A 21,918-nucleotide genomic window follows, 5' to 3' on the forward strand; every position below is an offset into this window, starting at 1 on the left:
TTTTATTATGTACACATTTCTTCTATTTCGATTATCAGGGGGGCTTAGTTGACAAAACTTTTTAAAAGGGAATCTGCCTTCTATTTCGTCTACAAATAACTTTTATTTTATTTTAGGTAATTGACAGGGATTTTGTTGAATAAAACTATAAAAAAGAATGCTTTTCGTTTTCTTTTAAGTTCAAACGAAGCATTCTTATTTTCTAAATAAAAATCTTTCAATGAAGCTTTTTTTTATATTAATTTTAGGGGTGAAAAAAATGCCAAGAGTAAGCTATAAAAGTGCAGACGTTGACTTAATGGCAAGAATGATGAGGGCGGAAGCAGAAGGGGAAGGGCCACAAGGAATGCTATATGTTGGAAATGTAATTGTTAATCGTCTTAAAGCTGATTGTACAGATTTTAAAGATTTAAGAACCATTTCACAAGTTATTTTTCAAGTTCAAGGAGGAAATTATTCTTTTGAAGCTGTTCAAAAGGGGAATGTATTTTATCAAAGAGCAAGAGCTGCTGAAAAAAAATTGGCGAAACAAAATTTAGATTATTGGCGAGAGCATCCAGGAAAATATGCGCTTTGGTATTTTAATCCATATGCACCATGTCCTCCAACTTGGTATGGTCAACCTTTTGCAGGGCAATATAAAGATCATTGTTTTTATGAACCACAAGCTGGAACATGTGAAACGGTTTATACAGGAGGTTAAGCTTATTTTAATCTGTGCAGTAGATAATGGAGGAGCGGTTGCAATAGGTTCACTTGGTAATAAAAAATAAGAGTTCTTCCAAAATAAATACAGAATTTAGCCCAAGTATCGGAATTAAGTTCAAAGAATTTAAACATATTTATTAGGAGTCTGTAACCTGTTATGCTAATTTCAATGGTTACAGACTCCTTTTTAGAATTAGAATATAAAGTATTTATAGGACTACATTGTGGAAATTATACGTAAATTACCTGAGCATTGACTCGAGTAAGATTAATGCTTGTATTTTGAAATTAAAAAGTACATAATATTGCAACTGCAGAGTTCTGCAACTTGACATGGAGCCTCTATGGGCATGCTCTATAAGCCAAGACCCCAGCTGTTATTAGGCTTGGCTCGCTAATCCCACAGGGAGTCTACGTGTATTCCGGCTGCTCTATTTTTCCAACTAATTCTTTTTTCCTATTAAAAAAAACAATAATCTTTTAGAAAAATAGCCTTAAATAAATGAATGGAATATTTTTACAATATTACAATTATTTAATTGTGAAGATATTGTGAAAGAAACTCAAATAACCTTCACAAAATTAATTTATATTTTATAATACCCATATAGGTATAAACCTAGCGGGGTATATTTAAGGGTTTTTATTTGAATTAAATTAAAAATAGTTGGAGGGAATAATATGTCACAGAAACTCATTATAGTAGGTGGAGTTGCAGGTGGGGCAACAGCTGCAGCAAGATTAAGAAGAATAAGTGAAGATGTAGAAATTGTTCTTATAGAAAGGGGGGAACATATTTCATTTGCTAATTGCGGACTGCCTTATTATATTGGAGAAACAATCAAAGACAGAAGCAAATTATTAGTCCAGACCGTTAAAGGAATGTCAAATCGATTCAATCTGGACATTCGGAATTTAAGTGAAGTATTAAGCATTAATCCCAAAAATAAAAAAGTCACAATTAAGAATTTACAATCGGGGCAAGAGTATGAGGAATCCTATGACAAGTTATTATTATCACCAGGGGCTAAACCAATTGTCCCACCAATTCCAGGATTAAGTGAAAATGAGGTATTATTTACATTAAGAAATATTCCAGATACAGATAAAATAAAAAAATATGTTGATACCAATCATCCTAAAAAGGCGATAGTAATTGGCGGAGGATTTATTGGAATTGAAATGGCGGAAAACTTGTTAGAAAGAGGAATAGAAGTAACGATTATTGAAATGGCAAAGCAAATTATGGCACCAATTGATTTTGAAATGGCTAGTATTTTACACGGAAACATAAAAGAAAAAGGTGTGAATCTAATATTAGAAAACGGGGTCCAAGCATTTGCTAATAAGGGAAAGAAAGTTATTCTCTCTGATGGAACAGAAATAGAAACCGATATGACCATTCTTTCTATAGGTGTTAAACCGGAAAATGAATTAGCTAAGGTAGCAGGACTTGAATTAGGAGAGCGTGGAGGAATTGTTGTAAATGAATACCTTCAGACTTCTAATGAAGATATTTATGCTGTCGGGGATGCAGTTGAGGTGGTGGATTATATTAGCGGGAAAAAAGCTATGATTCCACTTGCAGGGCCGGCTAACCGACAAGGCAGAATTGCGGCAAATAACATGATGGGGAAAAAGGAGAAGTACCATGGTACATTGGGAACTTCCATTGCTAAAGTATTTGATTTAACGGTTGCGGCAACTGGCAATAATGAAAAGACGCTAAAACGCTTAGGAGTTTCATATGAAGTTGTTCATATTCATCCAAGTTCTCATGCAGGATACTACCCAGGAGCAGCACCAATTGCTTTAAAATTAATCTTTGATAAAGAAACAGGAAAAATATTTGGTGCACAAGCTATCGGAGCAGATGGTGTTGATAAACGGATTGACGTAATCGCAACAGCAATAAAAGGTGGATTAAAGGTGAATGATTTGACTAATTTAGAATTATCTTATGCTCCTCCATATTCTTCAGCAAAAGATCCTGTTAATATGGCTGGCTATGTAGCTTCTAACATAATGGAAGGGGAATTAGAAATGGTTCAGTGGCATGAAATCGATGAGATTGTTAAAGCTGGAGGGTTATTGATTGACGTTCGCGAGCCAATGGAACGGGAATTTGGTTATATTAAAGGTTCCTTGAATATTCCGTTAGATGAAATCAGGAACCGATTAGATAGTCTTTCAAAAGAGCAAACAATATATGTCAGTTGTCAAGTTGGATTAAGGGGATATCTGGCAAGCAGGATATTAAAAAATAGTGGATACACTGTTAAAAATGTTGATGGAGGTTTTAAAACGTATTCCTCTGTATTTAGAAGCGTTATAAACAAAACTATTGAAACGAAAACAAATCAACCTTGGGAATCAGATATAGAAGATATTGATGAAATAGAGGTGAATGCTGTTGTTGATGTTACTGGTTTACCCTGCCCAATGCCGATTGTAAAACTAAAAAAAGCGATTGAGCAGTTGGATAGCGGTCAAATATTAGAAATCCATGTGACAGATAAAGGTGCGTTAAATGATCTGCCTGCATGGTCAAAAAATGCCGGACATACCCTTTTAAAAACAAAACAAGAGGAAAAAGTGATTAAATTTTGGATTGAAAAAAATGAAGAAAAATTAAAGGGAAGCATTTAACTTCTATTTAATCAAAAATACTTTTAAAAGAGGCTGGGACAAATCAAAATAGCCAACCTGTAAAGACGAACAATCCTTAATTCAGCTCTTAAATAAAGGCTACTTTTTCATGCTAGTTATTTATGATTTTAAATATAGTCAGTTAAAATCTAATTCGTTATTAAAGATTGTTTTTCTATAAACTATTATGGAAATAGAAAAAATTAATTAATTGGAAAGACGGAGCAGCCTGAATACACGTAGACTCCCTCCAGAAAAGTTGATATACCAACGTTTGTAGTAGATTTTTTGAGAAATAAAAAAATTTTTAAAAGTTATTTCAGACTCATTTCAGGTGGTGTTACCCATTTTTTAAAATAACTCCTATGGGAGCTGCGAGAAAGTCCGAGACCCTGCAGGAGCGTGAGCGACGAAGCGGCTCGGCGCTCGCCCCATGGAAAGCGAAGTGTATTCAGGCTGCGGATAATAACACCATCTTTACTGAAACAGCCTTTTATAAACCAATATAAACCCGAACAATCATATGGAATACCATATAGTTGTTCGGGTTTATCTGTGGCTGGAATACTTATGTCCTAGCCTCTTTTTTATCTTTCGCAAAATCTGTCAAAGTTAACAGTACGGTATTGGGGAATATAATTAATAGCTAATGCTTTGTATACTCATTCTTTGTTGAAAGTTACAGTCTCCCATGAAAATTTATGATTACTGCCATTTTAATATTTTTTTAAAGAAACATGATTGCTTTCAACATACGTTTCAAGAGCTGGATGATATTCTTTTTGATAATGATTATCAGGACAAGACTTTTTTACTATCGAATTCATAAAAGCTGTTTTATCCGTTACTAAAGTTTTCTTACATTCAGGGCACTTTTCGCTAAATAAAGTTTTAAATAAACTCATAATGACACCTCCACAATAACCTTTAAATCATATTGTAATACTTGGTATTATAAATGAGTAGTTAAAAAAACTCAATGGATTGAAATCCAAAAGTTAAAATAATAGGAGGTAGTAACTGCAAGATATACTTATTCGATATTATCAAGGTTTGTAAATGCTTGTGCTCTTGAGTAAGATGTCCAATGATTAAGTAATAAAAAACAAAAAGGAGTGTTGACAAAATACCTATCGGGGTATATTATAGGTTTTGTCAGTTATTCCTGCCTCTTTAATTTAGGAGGAAAGATTCATATGACTATTGTTATTTTAAGTTTTATTATTATTGGTTACTTTATGTTTAGAAGGAATATCCCAATAATGGGGGTTCCACAAATAAATAAAAAAGATATTGAATTAAGTATGTTGAATGTTGTAGATATAAGAGATTATAATGTTTCTTATAAAAGCCCTATACAAGGTGCGATTAACATTCCAGTCTCTTATATAAATAGGCATTACACAGATATATCAAAAAGCGATCTGATTGTAGTAGCTTCAAATCGCTTGGAAAAGAATGTAGGAGTTCGTTTATTACGCCAAAAAGGTTTCAAGATAGTCGGATACATCCTTTTCGATCAGTATGAAATGGGAGAACATAGGTAACTATAGGAAACAAGTTAAAAAGTAATTATTTGTTAAGGAGGGTAATCACATGGAGTACAATGAGCAAATGAAAAATAGAGTAAAACGTATTGAAGGCCAACTTAGAGGAATTTTAAGGATGATGGAAGAAAACAAAGACTGTAAGGATGTTATAACTCAGCTATCTGCAACACGTGCTGCTATTGATCGGACAATTGGTGTTGTAGTTAGTTCTAATTTAGTAGAGTGTGTGCGCAATGCAGAAGAAAATGGAGAAAAAAACACAGAAGATTTAGTAAAAGAAGCTGTAAATCTGCTTGTGAAAAGTAGATAAAAATAAAAGGGTTGACACCCACTTTTATTTTTATTACTATTATACCCATAGGGGTAATGGTAAATGATGAAAGGAGAGTTAAAAGAATGAATATAGATAAATTGTTAGATGCAAAAGGATTAGCATGTCCAATGCCAATTGTAAAAACAAAGAAGGCAATAAATGAATTAATTGCTGGTCAAGTATTAGAAATTCATACTACTGATAAAGGTGAAAAGAACGATCTCACTGCTTGGGCAAAATCGGGTGGACATGAGCTGCTAAAATATGAAGAAGCGAATGATGTGTTAAAGTTTTGGATTAAAAAAGGTTAAAATTTTTTGTTTATAAATATACCCATACAGGTAAGGGTGACTGATACATGAGGAGGAACTACAATGACAGAAAAGAAAAAAACAACAATTGTATTATTTAGTGGCGATTATGATAAAGCAATGGCAGCTTATATCATTGCGAACGGGGCAGCAGCGTATGATCATGAAGTAACCATTTTTCACACGTTTTGGGGACTAAATGCCTTGCGAAAAGATGCAGATATTCAAGTGAAAAAAGGCTTCATGGAAAAAATGTTTGGCAGAATGATGCCAAAAGGTGCAGATAAAATGGGGCTGTCAAAAATGAACTTTGCTGGTTTTGGTCCTAAAATGATTAAAAATGTGATTAAAAAACACAATGCAATGCCACTCCCAGATTTAATCGAAATGGCAAGAGAACAAGATATAAAGCTTGTTGCCTGTACGATGACAATGGATTTATTAGGACTTCAAAAAGAAGAACTGTTGGATAATATTGAATATGCAGGTGTTGCTGCTTATTTGGGTGATGCAGAAGATGGAAATGTAAACCTATTTATCTAAATCAGTAGGGGATTCTTCCCTACATAAAAGGGAGAGATAATCTTGGAATATCTAAATTATATAATAATTGGGCTACTGTTAATTTTTACCATCAGACGATTCATTCCTACAAAAGGTGTAAGACAGATTACAGCATTAAAGCTAAGGGATGAGTTAAAGGATATAAATAAACAATTTATTGATGTCCGTACTCCTGGGGAATATAGAGTAAACAATATTAAAGGATTTAAAAATCTTCCACTTCAACAAATTATGCAAAAAGCGGAGAAAGAACTCTCAAAAGATAAAGAAGTAATTGTTATTTGCCAAAGTGGAATGAGAAGTCAAAACGCAATTAAAATGTTAAAAAAATTAGGATATACTAAAGTGACCAATGTAAAAGGCGGAATGAGCGCCTGGAGATCATAAGGAGGCAAAAGTATGAAACAATTAACTGCAAAAGAAGTAGAGAAACTTTTAAGAGAAGGTAAAGCATTAAATATTATTGATGTTCGAGAAGTTGATGAAGTTGCAACTGGTAAGATACCAGGAGCCATTCATATCCCACTAGGGTTAGTAGAATTCCGTATGCATGAATTAGATAAATCTAAAGAATATATCATGGTTTGCCGTTCTGGTGGAAGAAGTGGTCAAGCAAGTCAATTTCTCGAAGATCATGGATATAAAGTAATAAATATGACTGGCGGAATGCTTGCATGGGAAGGCGAGACGAAGTAAATATTTTCGGCTAATCAAATACCCGATGGGGTAAAATAGGAGGCTTTAATAAGATGGAATCATTAAAAACAGATTTTTTATTAGATGCAAAAGGGTTAGCTTGCCCAATGCCAATCGTAAGAACAAAAAAAGCAATGAATGATTTACAAGCTGGTCAGGTCTTAGAAGTTCAAGCAACAGATAAGGGCTCAAAAGCTGATATTCAAGCATGGGCTAATAGTGCTGGTCATCATTATCTTGGAACAATTGAAGAAGACAATGTATTAAAACATTATTTAAGAAAATCATCTAATGATGCTTCAATTGAAAGAAAACATCCCAATGTAACTAGCAATGAAGAACTTGAAAAGAAGCTAGAAACGCATGAAAATATCGTGGTTCTTGATGTAAGGGAAGAAGCTGAATATGCATTTAATCATATACCTAATGCCGTTTCGATTCCGTTAGGAGAATTAGACTTGCGTTTAAACGAATTAAAAGCAGATGATGAAATCTATGTGGTATGCCGCACAGGTAACCGTAGTGATCTTGCTGCTCAAAAGTTAGCTGAAAAGGGTTTTGATAATGTGATTAATGTGGTTCCAGGCATGAGTGCTTGGACAGGAAAATCGGATTCATTAATCAATTAGAGAGATTAATATGGACGAAGTAACAGTATATACTATTTCGCGTTTTCCATAGTGTGTTCTGCTAAAAAACTTTTTGGCAGAACACATTGTTCCTTTCATAGAGGTGAAAGTTGCAACAAGACCTGAGGCTATGTACGAGTTAATAAAACAAAACAGGTCAAATGGGAATGCCACAGACTTAGGTAAACGGTAATTGGATTGTAGGCTATGACCCGAATACAATTATGTCGGCTTTAAAAAACTAGGAGGATGAATAATGAATAAAAAAGTAGCAATTATAGCAAGTAATGGTGGATTATTCGATGCTTACAAGGTATTTAATATTGCAACAGCAGCAGCAACAGATAAAGAAGTAGCCATTTTCTTTACTTTTGAAGGGTTGAACTTAATTCATAAAAATGAATACAAACAGCTACCAATGCCTCAAGGCAAAGAACATTTCGCGCAAGGGTTTGCTAATGCAAATGTACCAGCTATTCCCGAATTAGTTGCAATGGCCCAAGAAATGGGTGTTAAATTCATTGGTTGCCAAATGACAATGGATGTTATGGGATTAGAAAAAGATGCTTTTGTTGATGGAATTGAAGTAGGAGGAGCAGTAACCTTTTTAGAATTTGCTAAAGATGCAGACGTAACACTAACTTTTTAAGAGGGTTTATTATTTTTTTAACCAAAAATATACCGTAGGGGGTAAATGATATGACTGTTAAAGTTATGCAGACAAAAGAAGTAACTAAAAAAGTATTTAACAAAGAAGAATTATTTATTCTAGATGTTCGTAACGAAAGTGATTTTAAGGATTGGAAAATTGAAGGGGAAAACTTTGATTATTTAAATATCCCGTATTTTGAATTACTTGATGGAGTGGAAGGAATTTTAGAAAAACTTCCTGCTACAAAAGAAATATTAGTTGTTTGTGCTAAAGAGGGTTCTTCTGTAATGGTGGCAGAGATGCTTTCAGAACAAGGTTTAACTGTTTCTTATTTGCAAGGTGGTATGAAAGCGTGGAGTGAACATTTAGAGCCTGTAAAGATTGGAAATTTAACGGAAGGTGGAGAAGTATACCAATTTGTTCGTATCGGAAAAGGTTGTCTATCCTATATGGTGGTTTCTAACGGAGAAGCTGCAATTATAGACGCCACTCGTATGACAGATATTTTTCTAGACTTTGCGAATGAAATGGGAGTAAAAATCACACATGTTTTTGATACTCATCTTCATGCAGATCATATTTCAGGAGGAAGAGTCATCGCTGAAAAAACAGGTGCAACATACTGGTTACCTCCAAAAGATGCGACTGAGGTAACTTTTGAATACAACGCTCTAGAAGGCGGCAAAGTAGTGACAATCGGAAAAACAGAAATTGATATTCATGCGCTGTACTCTCCAGGTCACACAATCGGTTCTACATCATTTGTTGTGGATGGGAAATTCCTTCTGTCAGGTGACATCTTATTTATTGATTCAATTGGAAGACCCGATTTAGCGGGAATGGCAGAAGACTGGGTAGCAGATTTGCGTGAAAGCCTGTACTCTCGTTACAGAGAACTTTCAGAAGAACTAATTGTACTCCCAGCTCACTTTATGATCATTGATGAACTGAATGAAGACGGTAGTGTATCAGAAAGATTAGGTATATTGTTTGAGAAAAATCATGGTTTAAATATTGAAGACGAAAATGAGTTTAGAAGACTTGTAACAGAGAACCTACCACCACAACCAAACGCTTATCAAGAAATTCGTGAAACAAATATGGGGAAAATTAGTCCAGACTTAGATAAACAACGTGAGATGGAAATAGGACCAAACCGTTGTGCAGTCCGATAATTTATAAATAGGAGGAAAATATGATAATGGAATCAACTAAAGTATTAGATGCAAAAGGGTTAGCTTGCCCAATGCCGATTGTAAAGACAAAAAAAACAATGGGAGAGATGGAATCAGGTCAGGTATTAGAAGTTCATACAACTGATAAAGGGGCTAAAAATGATTTAACTGCTTGGGCTAAATCAGGAGGGCATGAATTATTACAACACGAAGATGAAAACGGAGTGTTGAAATTTTGGATTAAAAAAGGTTGAACTATAAGGGGACCAATTAAGGTTTCTTTTTTTTCTAAAGAGGGGGGATCTATATGGATATTAATTTCATCATCACTATTTTCACAATTGGCTTTATCGGTTCCTTTCTTTCTGGAATGTTAGGAATAGGAGGAGCCATTATAAATTATCCAATGTTATTATATATTCCAGTAATTTTAGGGGTGGGTCATTTTACATCACATGAAGTTTCAGTAATTACAGCCATCCAAGTGTTCTTTGCGACGCTTGGTGGTGTTTGGGCTTATCGTAGTGGCGGATATTTAAATAAAAGATTAATTGTTAATATGGGAATTAGCGTTTTAATCGGGAGTTTTATTGGGGGGATTAGTTCTACTCACATGTCGGAAAGTGGAATTAATATCGTATATGGCATTTTAGCTATTATTGCGGTTGTTTTAATGTTTGTCCCTAAAAAGGAGATAGATGCTAACCGTTTAGAACAAGTCAAGTTTAATAAATGGCTAGCTGCTTCATTTGCCTTTATCGTAGGTGTAGGGTCAGGTATTGTAGGGGCAGGAGGAGCATTCTTATTAGTTCCTATCATGCTTGTCCTATTAAAAATACCAACAAGAATGACCATTGCATCATCCTTAGCCATTACACTTATTTCATCAATAGGAACTGTTTCAGGAAAAATCTCAACAGGCCATGTACCTATCTTGCCTTCTCTTATTTTGGTTGTTGCCAGTCTGGTGGCGTCACCTATAGGAGCTAACGTTGGAAAAAAGGTCAACACAAGGGTCTTACAAGGAATAATGGGAATTTTAATTTTAGCGACAGCAGTGAAGACTTGGATGGAAATATTATAAGTATTTATTGATCAGCCAAAGAGAAGTAGTTGACTAAACTACTGTTTTCCTAATAATATTAACATAGTTAAGTTATATCAAAGGGAAAAGAAGGTAGAATTATTGAAGTACTGTGTTTATATAAAATCCCAATGAGATAATAAAAGTGATTTTAATTGAAATTAGTTTTTTATTTAATCAATAGGAGGCTAGATAGGTGCCTCATTCTATCTAGCGTATCCATACATAAGTATGAAATAATGTGGGCACTCTAAAAGGGAACTCTTAGTAAAATGAGGAAGGACAGCAATCCTATATCGATATAATATGGCATAATTATGCTCAATAATTCACTAATTCAAAATGAATAGGAGAGAAAATATGGATTTCGATACGGTCACGATTAGTAGATTGATTACAGCAATGACCCTGCTTTTTCATATAATCTTTGCAACACTCGGGGTAGGAGTACCATTGTTTATTTCAATAGCTGAATTAGTCGGTATTAGAAAACAAGACAAGCATTATGAATTGCTTGCTAAAAGATGGTCAAGGGGGTTTGTAATAACTGTTGCAATAGGAGTAGTGACTGGAACAGCCATTGCCCTACAGTTATCTTTAGTCTGGCCTAACTTTATGCAGCTTGCAGGGAATGTAATTGCATTGCCGTTATTTATGGAAGTCTTTGCTTTTTTCTTTGAAGCTATTTTCTTGGGGATTTATTTATATACTTGGGATCGATTTAAAAGTAAATACACGCACTGGCTATTAACGTTACCGGTCGTTATTGGTGCGGGCATGTCTGCTGTTTTTATAACGACGGTAAATTCATTCATGAACTCGCCTAATGGATTTACGATGGTGGATGGGGAATTTGTTGCTGTTAATCCATTAAAAGCAATGTTGAACCCATCATCTCCAACTAGAATTTTTCACGTATTGGGAGGTTCCTATTTAACTGTAGCCGCTATTTTAGCAACTATTGCCGCAATTGCGTTAATAAGGAATAAAGGTGCTCTTGAATATCATAAAAAAGCATTAAAAATGACGGTTATTGCTATGTTTATATTTTCGGTAATTACTGCGTTAGCCGGTGATGTGTCAGCAAAATATTTAGCAAAACATCAGACAGAGAAACTAGCTGCCGCAGAATGGCTTTTTGAGTCAGAGGAGAATGCTGATCTCCTTCTTTTTGGATGGCTGAATAAAGAAAATGAAGTCGTTGGAGCGATTCGCGTACCAGGATTTCTAAGCTTTTTAGCACATGGTGACTTTATGAGCGAGGTAACTGGATTGGAAGCAACGAAAGAAGAGGAAAGACCCCCATTAATCATACACTATCTATTTGATTCAATGGTATCCATTGGTTTCTTCTTATTAGGTATTTCATTCTTATATATTGTTTTAAGCAGACTCAAACGCTGGAATGTGCACAGTAAATTAATGCTTTGGCTACTTGCGATAAGTGGACCGCTTGCAATGTTAGCTGTAGAACTTGGATGGCTTTTTGCAGAATTAGGAAGGCAGCCTTGGATAGTAAGAGGATATATGACCGTTGATGAGGCAGCAACTTCTTCTCCTTATATCGTGCATATGTTTTTTCTATTTCTAGCATTGTATATAGTGCTCGGTACATTATTTACTATAACCTTGCGAAAATTATTTAAAGACAATCCAGCAGAACTTGAGTTAGAGAAGCATTACCCTGAATGGAAAGAGGGGATTGAAAAATGAGCTATGAAGTAATTGGAATTACGGTGTTATGGTTGTTTTTATACGGTTATCTCATTGTAGCATCGATTGATTTTGGAGCAGGTTTTTTTGCATACTATGCAAAGATAACGAAGCAAGATCATATCATTAATCAAATTATTTCGCGCTATTTATCGCCTGTTTGGGAAGTTACGAATGTGTTTTTAGTTTTCTTTTTTGTGGGAATCGTCGGTTTTTTCCCGTCTACGGCATATTATTATGGATCCTCTTTACTTGTACCTGCAAGTTTTGGGATTATCTTGCTAGCAATTCGAGGTTCCTTTTATGCTTTTGAAAATTATGGTTCAAAACAAAGTAATGTTTATATGTTTCTATATGGAGCTACAGGGCTATTCATCCCGGCATCGTTATCGGTCGCCTTAACGATTTCAGAAGGAGGATATATTTCTGAACAAAACGGTCAAGTTTCGTTAAAGTATTTAGAATTATTTACCAGTCCATTAGCATGGAGTATTGTTACGTTAGCTATTGTTTCTGTTTTATTTATTAGTGCAAGCTTTATCACCTATTATGCATCAAGAGCAAAAGATATAGCAGCACTTCAGTTAGTACGTAAATGGGCATTATTTTGGGCAACACCAACCATTATTATGGCGTTGACAACGATGATTGCTTTAAGTCAGAGAAACCAGGTCAACTATGAAAATATGTTGGATTTATGGTGGATATTTGGCTTATCAATGGGCTTTTTCATCATTGGGATTAGCCTATTATATATTGGTAGAAATTATGGTATTGCATTTATTGCTATTATGCTGCAGTTCCTCTTTGCCTTTTTCGGATACGGAATGGCTAAGTATCCCTATTTGCTCTATCCATACATCAATATTGAAGATAGTGTTACAAATTCATCTATGGCAATGGCGCTTATAATTGCCTTTATTGGGGGACTTTTATTATTAATTCCTTCTCTAATCTTATTGATGCGCCTCTTTTTATTTGATGCAGATTATGCCAAAGGAAAAAAATGATGAATACGCTAAATTATAGATTAGAGGGCTGAATTGTTCATGGGAAATTTAAAGAAAACGGTTTGGATTCATAAGAAGAAGGTTTATTTTTTAATGGGTCTCACATTGATCCTTGGCCTCGCAATAGTTGCACAGGCTTACGTGATGACAAGCATTGTCGATGGTGTTTTTCTAAAAAACCAAACATTTTCAGCAGTTATACCGTGGTTGATAGCGTTACTCCTCATTCTATTTGTAAGGTCCAGTATGGATTATATAAGTAAACGGATTGGTGTTTTGATTGCAAGCGATGTCAAGGGGGATACGCGTAAGAAGTTATTAAAGAAGTATGTTTCTAATTCTGTCCAACTAGCTGAAAAAGGTCAGACTGGGGAAAAAGTAAGTATGCTACTTGATGGTGTGGATGAGATGGATAGTTTTTATAGTCAGTTTATCCCTCAGGTTATGCAAAGTATATTTGTGCCGATTCTAATGCTTATTGTTATTTCCACACAGCATATGAATTCAGGCATTATTTTAATGGTCTGTGCCCTATTTATTCCTATTTATATGATAGTAATTGGTATCAAAACACAAAAAAAATCAGAGGAGAAGTTGGAGAAATTAGCTTCTTTTTCTGCTAAATTTTTAGAAACCTTACAAGGGTTAGTAACTATAAAGCTATTTGCACAAACAATTCGGCAAAAAGAAGAATTAGAAAAAAGTAGTTTAAGCTTTCGCGATACTACGCTAGAAATATTGAAGATTGCATTTACACAATCTTTTGCACTTGAACTTATATCGATGTTGAGTATTGGGATAGTAGCACTAGAACTTGCTATTCAAATAATTATATATGAAAGTCTCTCTTTTTTTACTGCATTTTTGATTTTAATATTGGTTCCGGAATTTTATAGTTCATTAAAAGAACTTGGAGTAACGTTTCATAATGGTAGAAGCAGCATGGGAGCAGCTAAAAAAGTATTAGAAGTATTTGACGAAGAAGATGAACCTACTATATGGGGGAAACAAATTTTTCCAGAGTGGGAAGTGCCACCAACCATTCAGCTCAATCAAGTGAATTTAACTTACGCAAATACTAACTTTCAATTGGAATCTGTGACAGCTTCTTTTTTACCTAAGCAAAAAATTGCCATTGTAGGCGCTAGTGGAGCAGGAAAGACAACCTTACTTCATTTAATAGCAGGTATGATTACTCCTGAGAAGGGGGCGATTTACATTAATCAAGAAGAGCTCACAAAATATACAGAATTCTCTTGGTTAGAGAAAATTTCCTATATATCGCAAAACCCTTATATTTTTTCAGGAACGATAGCTGAAAATATTGCGATGGGAACTACAGAAGAAGTTGGCATGGAAGCAATTAAAGCGGCAGCAGAATTAGCAGGAATCGCTTCATTGATTGAATCATTAGAAAATGGGTTTGAAACTAAAATTGGTGAAGCTGGAAGGGGGCTTTCTAGCGGTGAAAAGCAAAGAGTATCCATTGCACGTGCTTTTCTAAAAAAACCTCATATTGTATTGTTGGATGAACCAACACGTGGGCTGGATTTAGCTACTGAAAAAATCTTACAGCAATCGATCCAGAAATTAAATGAGACAGCAACGGTTATTACCGTTGCGCATCGTTTACATACGATAAAAAATGCTGACCGAATTCTATTTTTAGAAAATGGAAAACTACTAGATGTTGGTAATCACGAATCATTATTAGAAAATTCACCCGCATATAAGGAGCTAGTAATGATCCAAAAAGGGAGGGTACAAAAGTGAGCGCACTGCAGAAAATAATGAAATTGATGTTAATGGAGAAAAAAGATATTAGTATTGCTGTCATTTGTGGGTTTATTGCTGGAACTAGCAGTGTAGGTTTGTTTGCTGCAAGTGGTTATCTAATAGCTAAGTCTGCATTAATTCCTCCTTTTTATACATTGATAATATTGACTTCGACAGTAAAGTTACTCGGTCTTGTTAAAGCAGGAGCGAAATATGGGGAGCGACTTTATTCACATCGAGCAACATTTACGATTCTAGGTAATTTACGAGTAGCTTTCTTTGAAAAACTAACGCCACTTATTCCACAAATTTTTCACAAATATAGAAGCGGGGATCTACTTGCGCGTGTTGTCGGAGATGTAGAAAGCCTTCAAAATTTCTTTTTAAGGGTGTTTTATCCACCGCTTGTGCTCTTACTTGTTTTTGTTAGTACTATCTTATTTACTAGTTTTTATTCGATTGCCATTGCTCTAATTCTATTACTTGGATTTTTCCTAACGACGATTATCATTCCAGCACTATTTTCCTTAAAGCAAGTCAGAATTAAAGGGAAAGTTAGGCAGGATCGTGGTGAGCTATCAACTCACATTACAGAGGTAATGTATGGGTTTCGTGAATTAAAGCTGTTTCATCAATTACCAAGTAAACAACAACAGCTTTTAAGTCACTCTGAATCGTATATTAATCAACAACAAGTAGAAAATTTAAATAAAGTGTCTAGTCAATCGTTTAATGGTTTTATGACGTTTGTTACAAGTTGGTTTGTCATAGGAGCTGGAGCCTATTTTGTTACTAATGGGATGCTTGAAGGGATATTTTTGGCAATGCTTGTCATGATTTCTCTAACAGTCTTTGAGCCTGCTGCACCGATGGCGGTTTTTCCTATCTATATGCAAGAAAGTAGAGATGCATCTACACGTTTATATGAAGTAGTAGAAGATCTGAGTTTCATAGAAGATAAGAGGGAGACTACTCTTAATGAATTACCTAGCCTCGCACCATCATTAACGTTTAAAGACATTCAATTCACTTACACGGGAGATTGGCGTAAAACGATTCCAAACTTATCATTTATGATGCCAGCCGGGTCAAAGACGGCGATTGTTGGTGCGAGTGGCTCTGGAAAATCCACCTTGCTTCAGCTTATCTTAAAGCTACAACATGTAGATGCTGGAAAAATTTATTGGGGAGATTTTGACACATCGACAGTTTCCAGCGAGGCGATTTGGGAACAAACGAGAGTTGTCTTACAGGAAAATTATTATTTTTATGGAACTATTCGTGATAATCTTCAATTAGCTGGATTACAGCTTAGTGACGACCAAATGGAAGCGGCATTAAAAAAAGCAAGGTTAGAACATTTTTCGCTAGAGCATCGCGTGTTAGAAAAAGGAGAAAATCTTTCTGGGGGAGAAAAACAACGTTTGGCCATTGCTAGAGCATTTTTGAAAAAAGGGCATTTATGGTTACTAGATGAGCCAACGTCATCACTTGATGCACAGACAGAACAAAATATTTATCAGGAAATTTTTGAGTGTGCTGAACAGGATACATTCATTTTAGTTAGCCATCGCTTACAGGAATTAGAGCATATGGATCAAATTATTGTAATGGATCAAGGAGAAATTGTCGAGTGCGGTTCTTATAGGGAGTTAATGAATAAACAAGAATATTTTTATAATATGAAAGTAGTAGAAGAAAGCTTGCTTTAAGAACGAAGCGGATTTAAGACTTCCTTAGTTGTTATATAATTCACTCGATTTCCCTAATAATGGTAATCCCTTTACTTTGGACAAATTCATACGCTTCATCAATATCTTGAACGATAAAATTAAATAAAACGTGGTCAGAAGGATGAAAATCTGGATCAAATGAGTGATCGTCCAATATAATCCCGGTTTCTGAAGGAACGGGAATGTTATAGACAGGTGATCCTTATTAAACGGGAGTCCAAGTAATTCGCTATACCATGCCGCTGCTTTTTCAAGATTACTTACATGAATAAACACATTATTTACTTTGCAAGTGATAAGAAGGAATTGAATGCATAAACATTCCACCTTTATTTAGAATTTATTAAAAAGTTCTATAAAAACTAGAAATTAAATTCCTTTAAAAGATGGAATGTTTATATTGTAATTTATCATTCTTCTCCCGATTGCTTAATTGCAGCTTTTCTAATTAATACCATCATAAATCTTACGAATAAAAAAGTTCCTGCGATCGAAAGAAAACTATGGAAAGATGTCCAAGTTTTTTTATAACGAATTAAATTAGTATTTCTTTCAATCCAATGTTCTGCAAGTGTAGATGGGACGCTAAAAAATAGGCACTTAACCAATATCCCAACCATACTTGAATTTTTAGTCACTTGATTGAAATAAATGCAACTTGCAGGAAAAAGAAGATAGCTGAATAGAACGCTTACATCAAACGTTTTTAATAATTTTACTGGATAGGTTAGGAACCCTTTCTTTACTAACAGATTATCTAAGATGGAGGCTATATAACTTTTAAGTAAGAAAATAATCAGCCAATCCTTTAATGGCGGTTTTCAAAGCAGGTTAAAAAAAGAACCAATTCCTAATACACATAAAATTCTTAAAATGATTTTTTCATACTTTCGCTTCTTCATACGGATACTCCTTTGATTTTAAGTTAGTTTAACCAAAGGAGGAAAATTAATGTTGAATTTTTAAGGGAAATAGCTGGAGTTGATTCCCCTTGAATGCTTATTAAGTGGATTTAAAAGGAGAAGTTAAAAATCGAAATCTCCTTTAAGGATGGAGTACATGTATAAATCATCAAATTTTCCGCAAGTATATTCATAATGCCTTAATAAACCTTCTCTTAGAAAGCCGTGTTTTTCGACTAATTTTTGTGAAGATGTATTTAATGGTTCAATTAAGGCTTCGATTCTTTCTAAGTCAAAATGCTGGAATCCATATGCAAGCACGGCTTTTAAGGCTTCGCTAGCGATGCCTTGCGCCCAATAATTTCTGCTTAGTTCATATCCTATTTCTGCTTTATAATGCTTCTGCTGCATATTCAAAAAACCGCAGCTGCCAATTACGGTATCTTCGTCTTTTTAATGTAATGCACCATCTTATTCCAGTCCCGTTTTCCCAAATTGATTTGTACCAATCTATTTCTTCCATCACTTCTTCAGCAGACTTATATGGTTCTAGCCCCATATGTTGAACAACTTCTTGATCAGATAAGTAGGTAAACATATCCTTAGCATCTTTTGCGCTTACGTTTCGTAAAGATAAACGCTCTGTTTCAATAATTGGAAATATGTGCTTCATTGACAATTCTCCTTCTTTGTAAATACAATAGCTTTAGTACATATTTCAACATACAAACGGATAATTCCTGCTAACCATCGCTTATGGTAAAAGGAAGATACAAAGGGAACAAAAGATTTAAGAAGAGATCAATATTATTAGGAGGAAGTGAACCAATGGAGTTTGAAACAGTGATGCAAGAGTTAGAAGCTCTTGGGAAGGAAAGGACGAAAAAGCTTTATATGGGCAATGGTGCCGAGGAGCCTGTTTTTGGCGTAGCTACAGGCGCAATGAAGCCAATTGCTAGGAAAATTAAGAAGAATCAACGGTTAGCAGAGGAGCTATACGCTACCGGTAACTATGATGCGATGTATTTTGCTGGTGTCATTTGTGATCCAGATATAATGACAGAGGAAGATTTTGAACGCTGGATAGATGCTGCCTATTTCTTTATGCTGTCTGACTATGTAGTGGCCGTGTCTTTAGCAGAAACAGATATTGCTCAAGCTGTTGCTGATAAATGGATTCAAAGCGGAGAAGAACTGCGAATGTCGGCAGGCTGGAGCTGTTATTGTTGGCTTTTAGGAAATCGACAGGACTTTGAATTTAGCGAGAGCAAGCTTGCAAGTATGCTTGATCAAGTGAAAAATATGATTCATCAATCTCCAGATACCGTGAAATCTGCTATGAATAATTTTATCTACACCGTTGCCATTTCCTATGTGCCTCTTCATGAAAAAGCAGTAGAAACTGCTATGGAGGTTGGCCTAGTCGAAATTAAGAAAGGTAAGAAAAAAAGCACGATGTCTAATGTTTCGGAAAGAATTCAAAAGGATTTAGACAGGGGAATACTGGGGTTTAAGCGTAAATATGTAAGATGTTAACATAATCGAATTTTTCAAGTAGTATAGCGAAAAAGACCAAATTCTTTTTTGCAAAAGGGGATTTGGCTTTTTATTTATTCCACTCTTAAACTTCAGTAAGACTTTCGCCTCTCGCTAATGAGAATTTGAGGAAGATAGGTGGGAGAGCAACTGTCCGTAAACGTCCGAATGGTTTTGACTAACTATCAGTGGGGGAGAAAGGAAAATCCCCACCGATGGGAGTTTCCCTTTATGCTAACTCTTTATTTAAAACCTTTCCTAAACCAGAAAGCAAATGTTTTCACAAGGTACAAAATAAAAATGTCGATACTGACAGCGAACCACCAATGCCAGTTTATATCATGAATAAGTTCAGTATGTCTCTCCACTAAAAACATATAAAGATGCATAGCGTTGCTAAAAAGTAGGTAATGAATCAATACTCTCATCCAATTCTTCTTTTCCGGATAATAAAGCATGAAAAAAACTGCAAAAGTTGGCAAAACCAAATAATAGAGGGAAAAACTCATTTTGGTTGCATGCTCAAATTCTCGATATGGAAAGCTTACTACCCTTATATTTACTTGGATATATTGAACTATCCATGCGGTTGCATGGGCAACTAAAAAAATTATTTGAAAATACCTTTTTTTCTCTTTGGGAATAAATTTAATTAGTAAAAACAAACAGGTAATCCATGAAAGAAATAAAATAACTAGTTCTTTATTCATTTCGTTTCCGTTCCTTTTAGCCCTTTTTTAAACCAAATATAATAGGTATGGTTAATGAATAAGGTAACCATAACAGATATTAGTGTATAAGATCCATGCCAGGTTAGATAGTTCACGAGCTTAGTATGTCGCTCAATTATCACTTCAAGACAAGTGAAAAAGCCTGCAAAGAGAAAATAATAAAAAAAGGTCCCTGTTTTTTTCATTTTTTTAGGGAAGTATAAACTAAATATAATTGCTGTAACGGGAAAAAGGAAAAATTCAAAGGTGAAGCTGGATCGATTAAATTCGTTTGCGAATGAGAAAAGCTGAATAGGATAATCAATCATGTTCCATTCCACTGCAAGTAATCCAGCAGGCCAAGTGATAATCTGTAAAGAAAAAAATATCACCAAAGCTTCTCTAGCTCTATTTTTTGGAACAAGAAATAAAATGGCAAGGATGCTTATTGCAATAATCCCGATTAAGATCCATCTTTCCATATTCATACTAGCTTCACCAGCTCCAATAGATAATTAGTCATAGTATTACCTATAGGGAAAAATATATGTAAAGATAGCCAACGATAATCTAGCTAGCTGTTAAACGTTATATCGAACTTTCTATTTTATTTATACAACGAAAATATTTAATGACTATTAATAATAAAAACGGATTAAGTAAAGCAGAATACCACCATTTCCACCAGCCATAATGGAAGTAGCCCCAAGGCTCTGGAGAAAGAGTAAGGAATTCATAGAGTAGGAACGCAATATTCCATAGCAGGATTGCGGTTATTTTATGTAAAAAAGATTTTTTGAAAGGAAAGTAATTGAGAAAAATTATATTAACAGGAGGTACTAGAAAGATAGCATATAATAAAACATGCCATTCTATTTCTATTGTAAAATACCAATATGCATGCAGCTTAAAATCGATAATTATATCAAATAATAATTGGAACGCTATGGAAAAAATATAAATATGTAGTAGCTGATTCTTGTTTAAGTGCTTATTCAATCGGAAGGCAAAGAAGTTAAAAAGAAGTATGGAAATTAATAATCCAATCACATTGATCATTACTCCTAACGTTGCATAATTTTTCCTTTATTTTACCAAGAAACACTAAAAATAGAAATAGTAATTTTTTACATTTATTGTTGTTTTTGAGTGCAGAAAACGATTCTAAAAAAGTGTTTTAGCACTGTGTTTATGTGTGTAATGGTTTTGCTTAGGTATAACATTTATGGAAAATATTACTATCGCATAAACTAATGATATTAGTAGTCTACCAACCAATAAAGGTGGGAGTGTAATGATAAAAGGTTTGTATGAAGCACATTTACCTGTAAAAAGTTTAGAAGTATCTATTCCATTTTATCAAAATCTTGGATTATCTTTAGCATGGCGTGATGAGGATACGGCATTTTTTTTGATGGAAGAGGGGAAAAGCTGGCTTGGGTTATGGGAAGGGGAGGAATATGAAACACCTTATCACCCTTCATTAAGACATATTGCTTTTCGAGTGGATTATCAAGATATGAAGGAATCAATCGTTTGGCTAAACTCTATTCAAGTGGAAGCAGTGCCCTTTGGCAGCAGGAAAATTATTGATCCGTTTGTACGACCAAATCAAGGCAATGCCTCTGTTTATTTTAATGACCCAGATGGAAACAGTTTAGAATTAATTGTTATGTAGGAGGTTCCATCTGAGTTAAAAGAAATAACGACAAAGCTGTCTTTAGAGGAATGGGAAGAGTTAGTAGCTAAAAAATAGAGGAAGCTTTTTGATTCTATAGAAAGAGGAACATTATTTAATGTTCTCTCGCAATTCTCCATTATCATTCCTTAAGATTCGTTCATTATTCCACCTCCTTAATGATGAGACGAAGCGTATTTAGGAAAAGAATAGGGAGTCTTTAAAAGCATGCGAATTGTATTGGTTCTATTTAAGGGGTCAGACGACTTGCTAAAAGGCTATAGGCTCCAGGAATCAGAGACGAAGCTACTGTTTGCTGTCCTTATCGTAACGATTCCATACATAATAAACGCACCAGAATATGATAGGTAAAGATAATGGAATGAAATATTTTTCAGTTGGAAGAAAAAGTATAAGCAGAATACAGGCTATTAAAAAAGGTGGCATTAAAATCCAATATTTTTTGTTATAGTTCAAATGGAATCACTCCCCACTCTTTATAGTTTATTAATATACGGGAGAAAAGAGG

General features: G+C 34.6%; 24 protein-coding genes and 2 pseudogenes. 20 read left to right on the plus strand and 6 right to left on the minus strand.

Annotated features, from left to right (window positions below; all coding sequences use genetic code 11):
* The first annotated feature begins 259 nt into the window (after positions 1 to 259).
* Entirely contained in the window at positions 260 to 703 is a 444-nt protein-coding gene (locus tag AB3U99_RS10440) for a cell wall hydrolase (protein ID WP_400247377.1), read from the plus strand.
* Positions 704 to 1,389: 686 nt separating this feature from the next.
* A complete protein-coding gene (locus AB3U99_RS10445) occupies positions 1,390 to 3,357 on the plus strand; it encodes a CoA-disulfide reductase (protein ID WP_400247379.1) in 1,968 nt (655 codons plus the stop codon).
* A 716-nt stretch (positions 3,358 to 4,073) separates the two neighbouring features.
* Here AB3U99_RS10445 and AB3U99_RS10450 read toward each other — a convergent pair.
* A complete protein-coding gene (locus AB3U99_RS10450; RefSeq protein WP_400247381.1) occupies positions 4,074 to 4,262 on the minus strand; it encodes a hypothetical protein in 189 nt (62 codons plus the stop codon).
* Between the two features lie 291 nt (positions 4,263 to 4,553).
* On the opposite strand from AB3U99_RS10450, the gene AB3U99_RS10455 reads away from it, so the two are divergent.
* The 15 genes from AB3U99_RS10455 (at position 4,554) to cydC (ending at position 16,542) form a co-directional block, all read left to right on the plus strand.
* The gene (locus tag AB3U99_RS10455) at positions 4,554 to 4,904 is read left to right on the plus strand and encodes a hypothetical protein (protein ID WP_400247382.1); all 351 of its coding nucleotides are present in this window, start codon (positions 4,554 to 4,556) and stop codon (positions 4,902 to 4,904) included.
* 49 nt (positions 4,905 to 4,953) lie between these two features.
* Positions 4,954 to 5,217, plus strand: a complete 264-nt coding sequence (locus AB3U99_RS10460) for a metal-sensitive transcriptional regulator (protein ID WP_031534652.1) — start codon at positions 4,954 to 4,956, stop codon at positions 5,215 to 5,217.
* 86 nt (positions 5,218 to 5,303) lie between these two features.
* Complete coding sequence (locus AB3U99_RS10465; RefSeq protein ID WP_400247384.1) at positions 5,304 to 5,531, plus strand: sulfurtransferase TusA family protein; 228 nt, start codon at positions 5,304 to 5,306, stop codon at positions 5,529 to 5,531.
* Between the two features lie 63 nt (positions 5,532 to 5,594).
* Positions 5,595 to 6,074, plus strand: coding sequence for a DsrE/DsrF/DrsH-like family protein (locus tag AB3U99_RS10470; RefSeq protein WP_235247659.1), 480 nt, complete (start codon positions 5,595 to 5,597; stop codon positions 6,072 to 6,074).
* A gap of 42 nt (positions 6,075 to 6,116) precedes the next feature.
* Entirely contained in the window at positions 6,117 to 6,482 is a 366-nt protein-coding gene (locus AB3U99_RS10475) for a rhodanese-like domain-containing protein (protein ID WP_400247386.1), read from the plus strand.
* A gap of 12 nt (positions 6,483 to 6,494) precedes the next feature.
* On the plus strand, positions 6,495 to 6,791 hold the full coding sequence (locus AB3U99_RS10480; RefSeq protein ID WP_400247387.1) for a rhodanese-like domain-containing protein: 297 nt from the start codon (positions 6,495 to 6,497) through the stop codon (positions 6,789 to 6,791).
* A 53-nt stretch (positions 6,792 to 6,844) separates the two neighbouring features.
* Complete coding sequence (locus AB3U99_RS10485) at positions 6,845 to 7,420, plus strand: sulfurtransferase TusA family protein (protein ID WP_400247389.1); 576 nt, start codon at positions 6,845 to 6,847, stop codon at positions 7,418 to 7,420.
* A gap of 256 nt (positions 7,421 to 7,676) precedes the next feature.
* Positions 7,677 to 8,069 (plus strand): DsrE/DsrF/DrsH-like family protein, encoded by a 393-nt coding sequence (locus tag AB3U99_RS10490; RefSeq protein WP_400247391.1) that lies wholly within the window; start codon positions 7,677 to 7,679, stop codon positions 8,067 to 8,069.
* Between the two features lie 50 nt (positions 8,070 to 8,119).
* Complete coding sequence (locus AB3U99_RS10495; protein ID WP_400247392.1) at positions 8,120 to 9,247, plus strand: MBL fold metallo-hydrolase; 1,128 nt, start codon at positions 8,120 to 8,122, stop codon at positions 9,245 to 9,247.
* Positions 9,248 to 9,273: 26 nt separating this feature from the next.
* Positions 9,274 to 9,501 carry a sulfurtransferase TusA family protein gene (locus tag AB3U99_RS10500; RefSeq protein WP_031534664.1) on the plus strand — a complete coding sequence of 76 codons (228 nt, stop codon included), beginning with the start codon at positions 9,274 to 9,276 and terminating at the stop codon, positions 9,499 to 9,501.
* Positions 9,502 to 9,554: 53 nt separating this feature from the next.
* On the plus strand, positions 9,555 to 10,331 hold the full coding sequence (locus AB3U99_RS10505; protein WP_400247394.1) for a sulfite exporter TauE/SafE family protein: 777 nt from the start codon (positions 9,555 to 9,557) through the stop codon (positions 10,329 to 10,331).
* Between the two features lie 360 nt (positions 10,332 to 10,691).
* A complete protein-coding gene (locus tag AB3U99_RS10510; protein WP_400247396.1) occupies positions 10,692 to 12,044 on the plus strand; it encodes a cytochrome ubiquinol oxidase subunit I in 1,353 nt (450 codons plus the stop codon).
* The gene (locus AB3U99_RS10515; protein ID WP_400247397.1) at positions 12,041 to 13,054 is read left to right on the plus strand and encodes a cytochrome d ubiquinol oxidase subunit II; all 1,014 of its coding nucleotides are present in this window, start codon (positions 12,041 to 12,043) and stop codon (positions 13,052 to 13,054) included. The genes AB3U99_RS10510 and AB3U99_RS10515 overlap by 4 nt, the downstream gene beginning before the upstream one ends.
* A gap of 39 nt (positions 13,055 to 13,093) precedes the next feature.
* Positions 13,094 to 14,827, plus strand: a complete 1,734-nt coding sequence (gene cydD, locus AB3U99_RS10520; RefSeq protein ID WP_400247399.1) for a thiol reductant ABC exporter subunit CydD — start codon at positions 13,094 to 13,096, stop codon at positions 14,825 to 14,827.
* Positions 14,824 to 16,542 carry a thiol reductant ABC exporter subunit CydC gene (cydC, locus tag AB3U99_RS10525; protein ID WP_400247400.1) on the plus strand — a complete coding sequence of 573 codons (1,719 nt, stop codon included), beginning with the start codon at positions 14,824 to 14,826 and terminating at the stop codon, positions 16,540 to 16,542. The genes cydD and cydC overlap by 4 nt, the downstream gene beginning before the upstream one ends.
* A gap of 40 nt (positions 16,543 to 16,582) precedes the next feature.
* Here cydC and AB3U99_RS10530 read toward each other — a convergent pair whose 3' ends face one another.
* The 3 genes and pseudogenes from AB3U99_RS10530 to AB3U99_RS10540 form a co-directional block, all read right to left on the minus strand.
* A complete protein-coding gene (locus tag AB3U99_RS10530) occupies positions 16,583 to 16,717 on the minus strand; it encodes a hypothetical protein (protein WP_400247402.1) in 135 nt (44 codons plus the stop codon).
* 256 nt (positions 16,718 to 16,973) lie between these two features.
* Complete coding sequence (locus AB3U99_RS10535; RefSeq protein ID WP_400248027.1) at positions 16,974 to 17,363, minus strand: CBO0543 family protein; 390 nt, start codon at positions 17,361 to 17,363, stop codon at positions 16,974 to 16,976.
* Positions 17,364 to 17,588: 225 nt separating this feature from the next.
* A pseudogene (locus tag AB3U99_RS10540) lies at positions 17,589 to 18,138 on the minus strand (GNAT family N-acetyltransferase).
* 155 nt (positions 18,139 to 18,293) lie between these two features.
* Here AB3U99_RS10540 and AB3U99_RS10545 point away from each other — a divergent pair.
* Positions 18,294 to 19,001 (plus strand): DNA alkylation repair protein, encoded by a 708-nt coding sequence (locus AB3U99_RS10545; RefSeq protein ID WP_400247403.1) that lies wholly within the window; start codon positions 18,294 to 18,296, stop codon positions 18,999 to 19,001.
* 242 nt (positions 19,002 to 19,243) lie between these two features.
* Here the strand turns inward: AB3U99_RS10545 and AB3U99_RS10550 are convergent, their stop codons facing one another.
* Complete coding sequence (locus AB3U99_RS10550; RefSeq protein WP_400247405.1) at positions 19,244 to 19,711, minus strand: CBO0543 family protein; 468 nt, start codon at positions 19,709 to 19,711, stop codon at positions 19,244 to 19,246.
* The gene (locus tag AB3U99_RS10555) at positions 19,708 to 20,199 is read right to left on the minus strand and encodes a CBO0543 family protein (RefSeq protein ID WP_400247407.1); all 492 of its coding nucleotides are present in this window, start codon (positions 20,197 to 20,199) and stop codon (positions 19,708 to 19,710) included. The genes AB3U99_RS10550 and AB3U99_RS10555 overlap by 4 nt, the downstream gene beginning before the upstream one ends.
* An 806-nt stretch (positions 20,200 to 21,005) precedes the next feature.
* On the opposite strand from AB3U99_RS10555, the pseudogene AB3U99_RS10560 reads away from it, so the two are divergent.
* Positions 21,006 to 21,467, plus strand: a pseudogene (locus AB3U99_RS10560) (VOC family protein).
* 150 nt (positions 21,468 to 21,617) lie between these two features.
* The gene (locus AB3U99_RS10565) at positions 21,618 to 21,761 is read left to right on the plus strand and encodes a hypothetical protein (protein ID WP_400247409.1); all 144 of its coding nucleotides are present in this window, start codon (positions 21,618 to 21,620) and stop codon (positions 21,759 to 21,761) included.
* The last annotated feature ends 157 nt before the right edge of the window (positions 21,762 to 21,918 follow it).

The sequence above is a fragment of the Niallia tiangongensis genome, assembly GCF_044704065.1.
GTDB classification, from domain to species: Bacteria; Bacillota; Bacilli; order Bacillales; family Cytobacillaceae; genus Niallia; species Niallia tiangongensis.

Excerpts from the sequence above, each read along its gene's own strand:
- AB3U99_RS10510 (WP_400247396.1), top strand. The coding sequence starts at position 10,692 with ATGGATTTCGATACGGTCACGATTAGTAGATTGATTACAGCAATGACC.
- AB3U99_RS10455 (WP_400247382.1), top strand. The coding sequence starts at position 4,554 with ATGACTATTGTTATTTTAAGTTTTATTATTATTGGTTACTTTATGTTT.
- AB3U99_RS10440 (WP_400247377.1), top strand. The coding sequence starts at position 260 with ATGCCAAGAGTAAGCTATAAAAGTGCAGACGTTGACTTAATGGCAAGA.
- cydD (WP_400247399.1), top strand. The coding sequence starts at position 13,094 with ATGGGAAATTTAAAGAAAACGGTTTGGATTCATAAGAAGAAGGTTTAT.
- AB3U99_RS10450 (WP_400247381.1), bottom strand. The coding sequence starts at position 4,262 with ATGAGTTTATTTAAAACTTTATTTAGCGAAAAGTGCCCTGAATGTAAG.
- AB3U99_RS10490 (WP_400247391.1), top strand. The coding sequence starts at position 7,677 with ATGAATAAAAAAGTAGCAATTATAGCAAGTAATGGTGGATTATTCGAT.
- AB3U99_RS10460 (WP_031534652.1), top strand. The coding sequence starts at position 4,954 with ATGGAGTACAATGAGCAAATGAAAAATAGAGTAAAACGTATTGAAGGC.
- AB3U99_RS10465 (WP_400247384.1), top strand. The coding sequence starts at position 5,304 with ATGAATATAGATAAATTGTTAGATGCAAAAGGATTAGCATGTCCAATG.
- AB3U99_RS10445 (WP_400247379.1), top strand. The coding sequence starts at position 1,390 with ATGTCACAGAAACTCATTATAGTAGGTGGAGTTGCAGGTGGGGCAACA.
- AB3U99_RS10565 (WP_400247409.1), top strand. The coding sequence starts at position 21,618 with ATGCGAATTGTATTGGTTCTATTTAAGGGGTCAGACGACTTGCTAAAA.
- AB3U99_RS10555 (WP_400247407.1), bottom strand. The coding sequence starts at position 20,199 with ATGAATATGGAAAGATGGATCTTAATCGGGATTATTGCAATAAGCATC.
- AB3U99_RS10470 (WP_235247659.1), top strand. The coding sequence starts at position 5,595 with ATGACAGAAAAGAAAAAAACAACAATTGTATTATTTAGTGGCGATTAT.
- AB3U99_RS10480 (WP_400247387.1), top strand. The coding sequence starts at position 6,495 with ATGAAACAATTAACTGCAAAAGAAGTAGAGAAACTTTTAAGAGAAGGT.
- AB3U99_RS10485 (WP_400247389.1), top strand. The coding sequence starts at position 6,845 with ATGGAATCATTAAAAACAGATTTTTTATTAGATGCAAAAGGGTTAGCT.
- AB3U99_RS10495 (WP_400247392.1), top strand. The coding sequence starts at position 8,120 with ATGACTGTTAAAGTTATGCAGACAAAAGAAGTAACTAAAAAAGTATTT.
- AB3U99_RS10545 (WP_400247403.1), top strand. The coding sequence starts at position 18,294 with ATGGAGTTTGAAACAGTGATGCAAGAGTTAGAAGCTCTTGGGAAGGAA.
- AB3U99_RS10550 (WP_400247405.1), bottom strand. The coding sequence starts at position 19,711 with ATGAATAAAGAACTAGTTATTTTATTTCTTTCATGGATTACCTGTTTG.
- AB3U99_RS10500 (WP_031534664.1), top strand. The coding sequence starts at position 9,274 with ATGGAATCAACTAAAGTATTAGATGCAAAAGGGTTAGCTTGCCCAATG.
- AB3U99_RS10515 (WP_400247397.1), top strand. The coding sequence starts at position 12,041 with ATGAGCTATGAAGTAATTGGAATTACGGTGTTATGGTTGTTTTTATAC.
- AB3U99_RS10505 (WP_400247394.1), top strand. The coding sequence starts at position 9,555 with ATGGATATTAATTTCATCATCACTATTTTCACAATTGGCTTTATCGGT.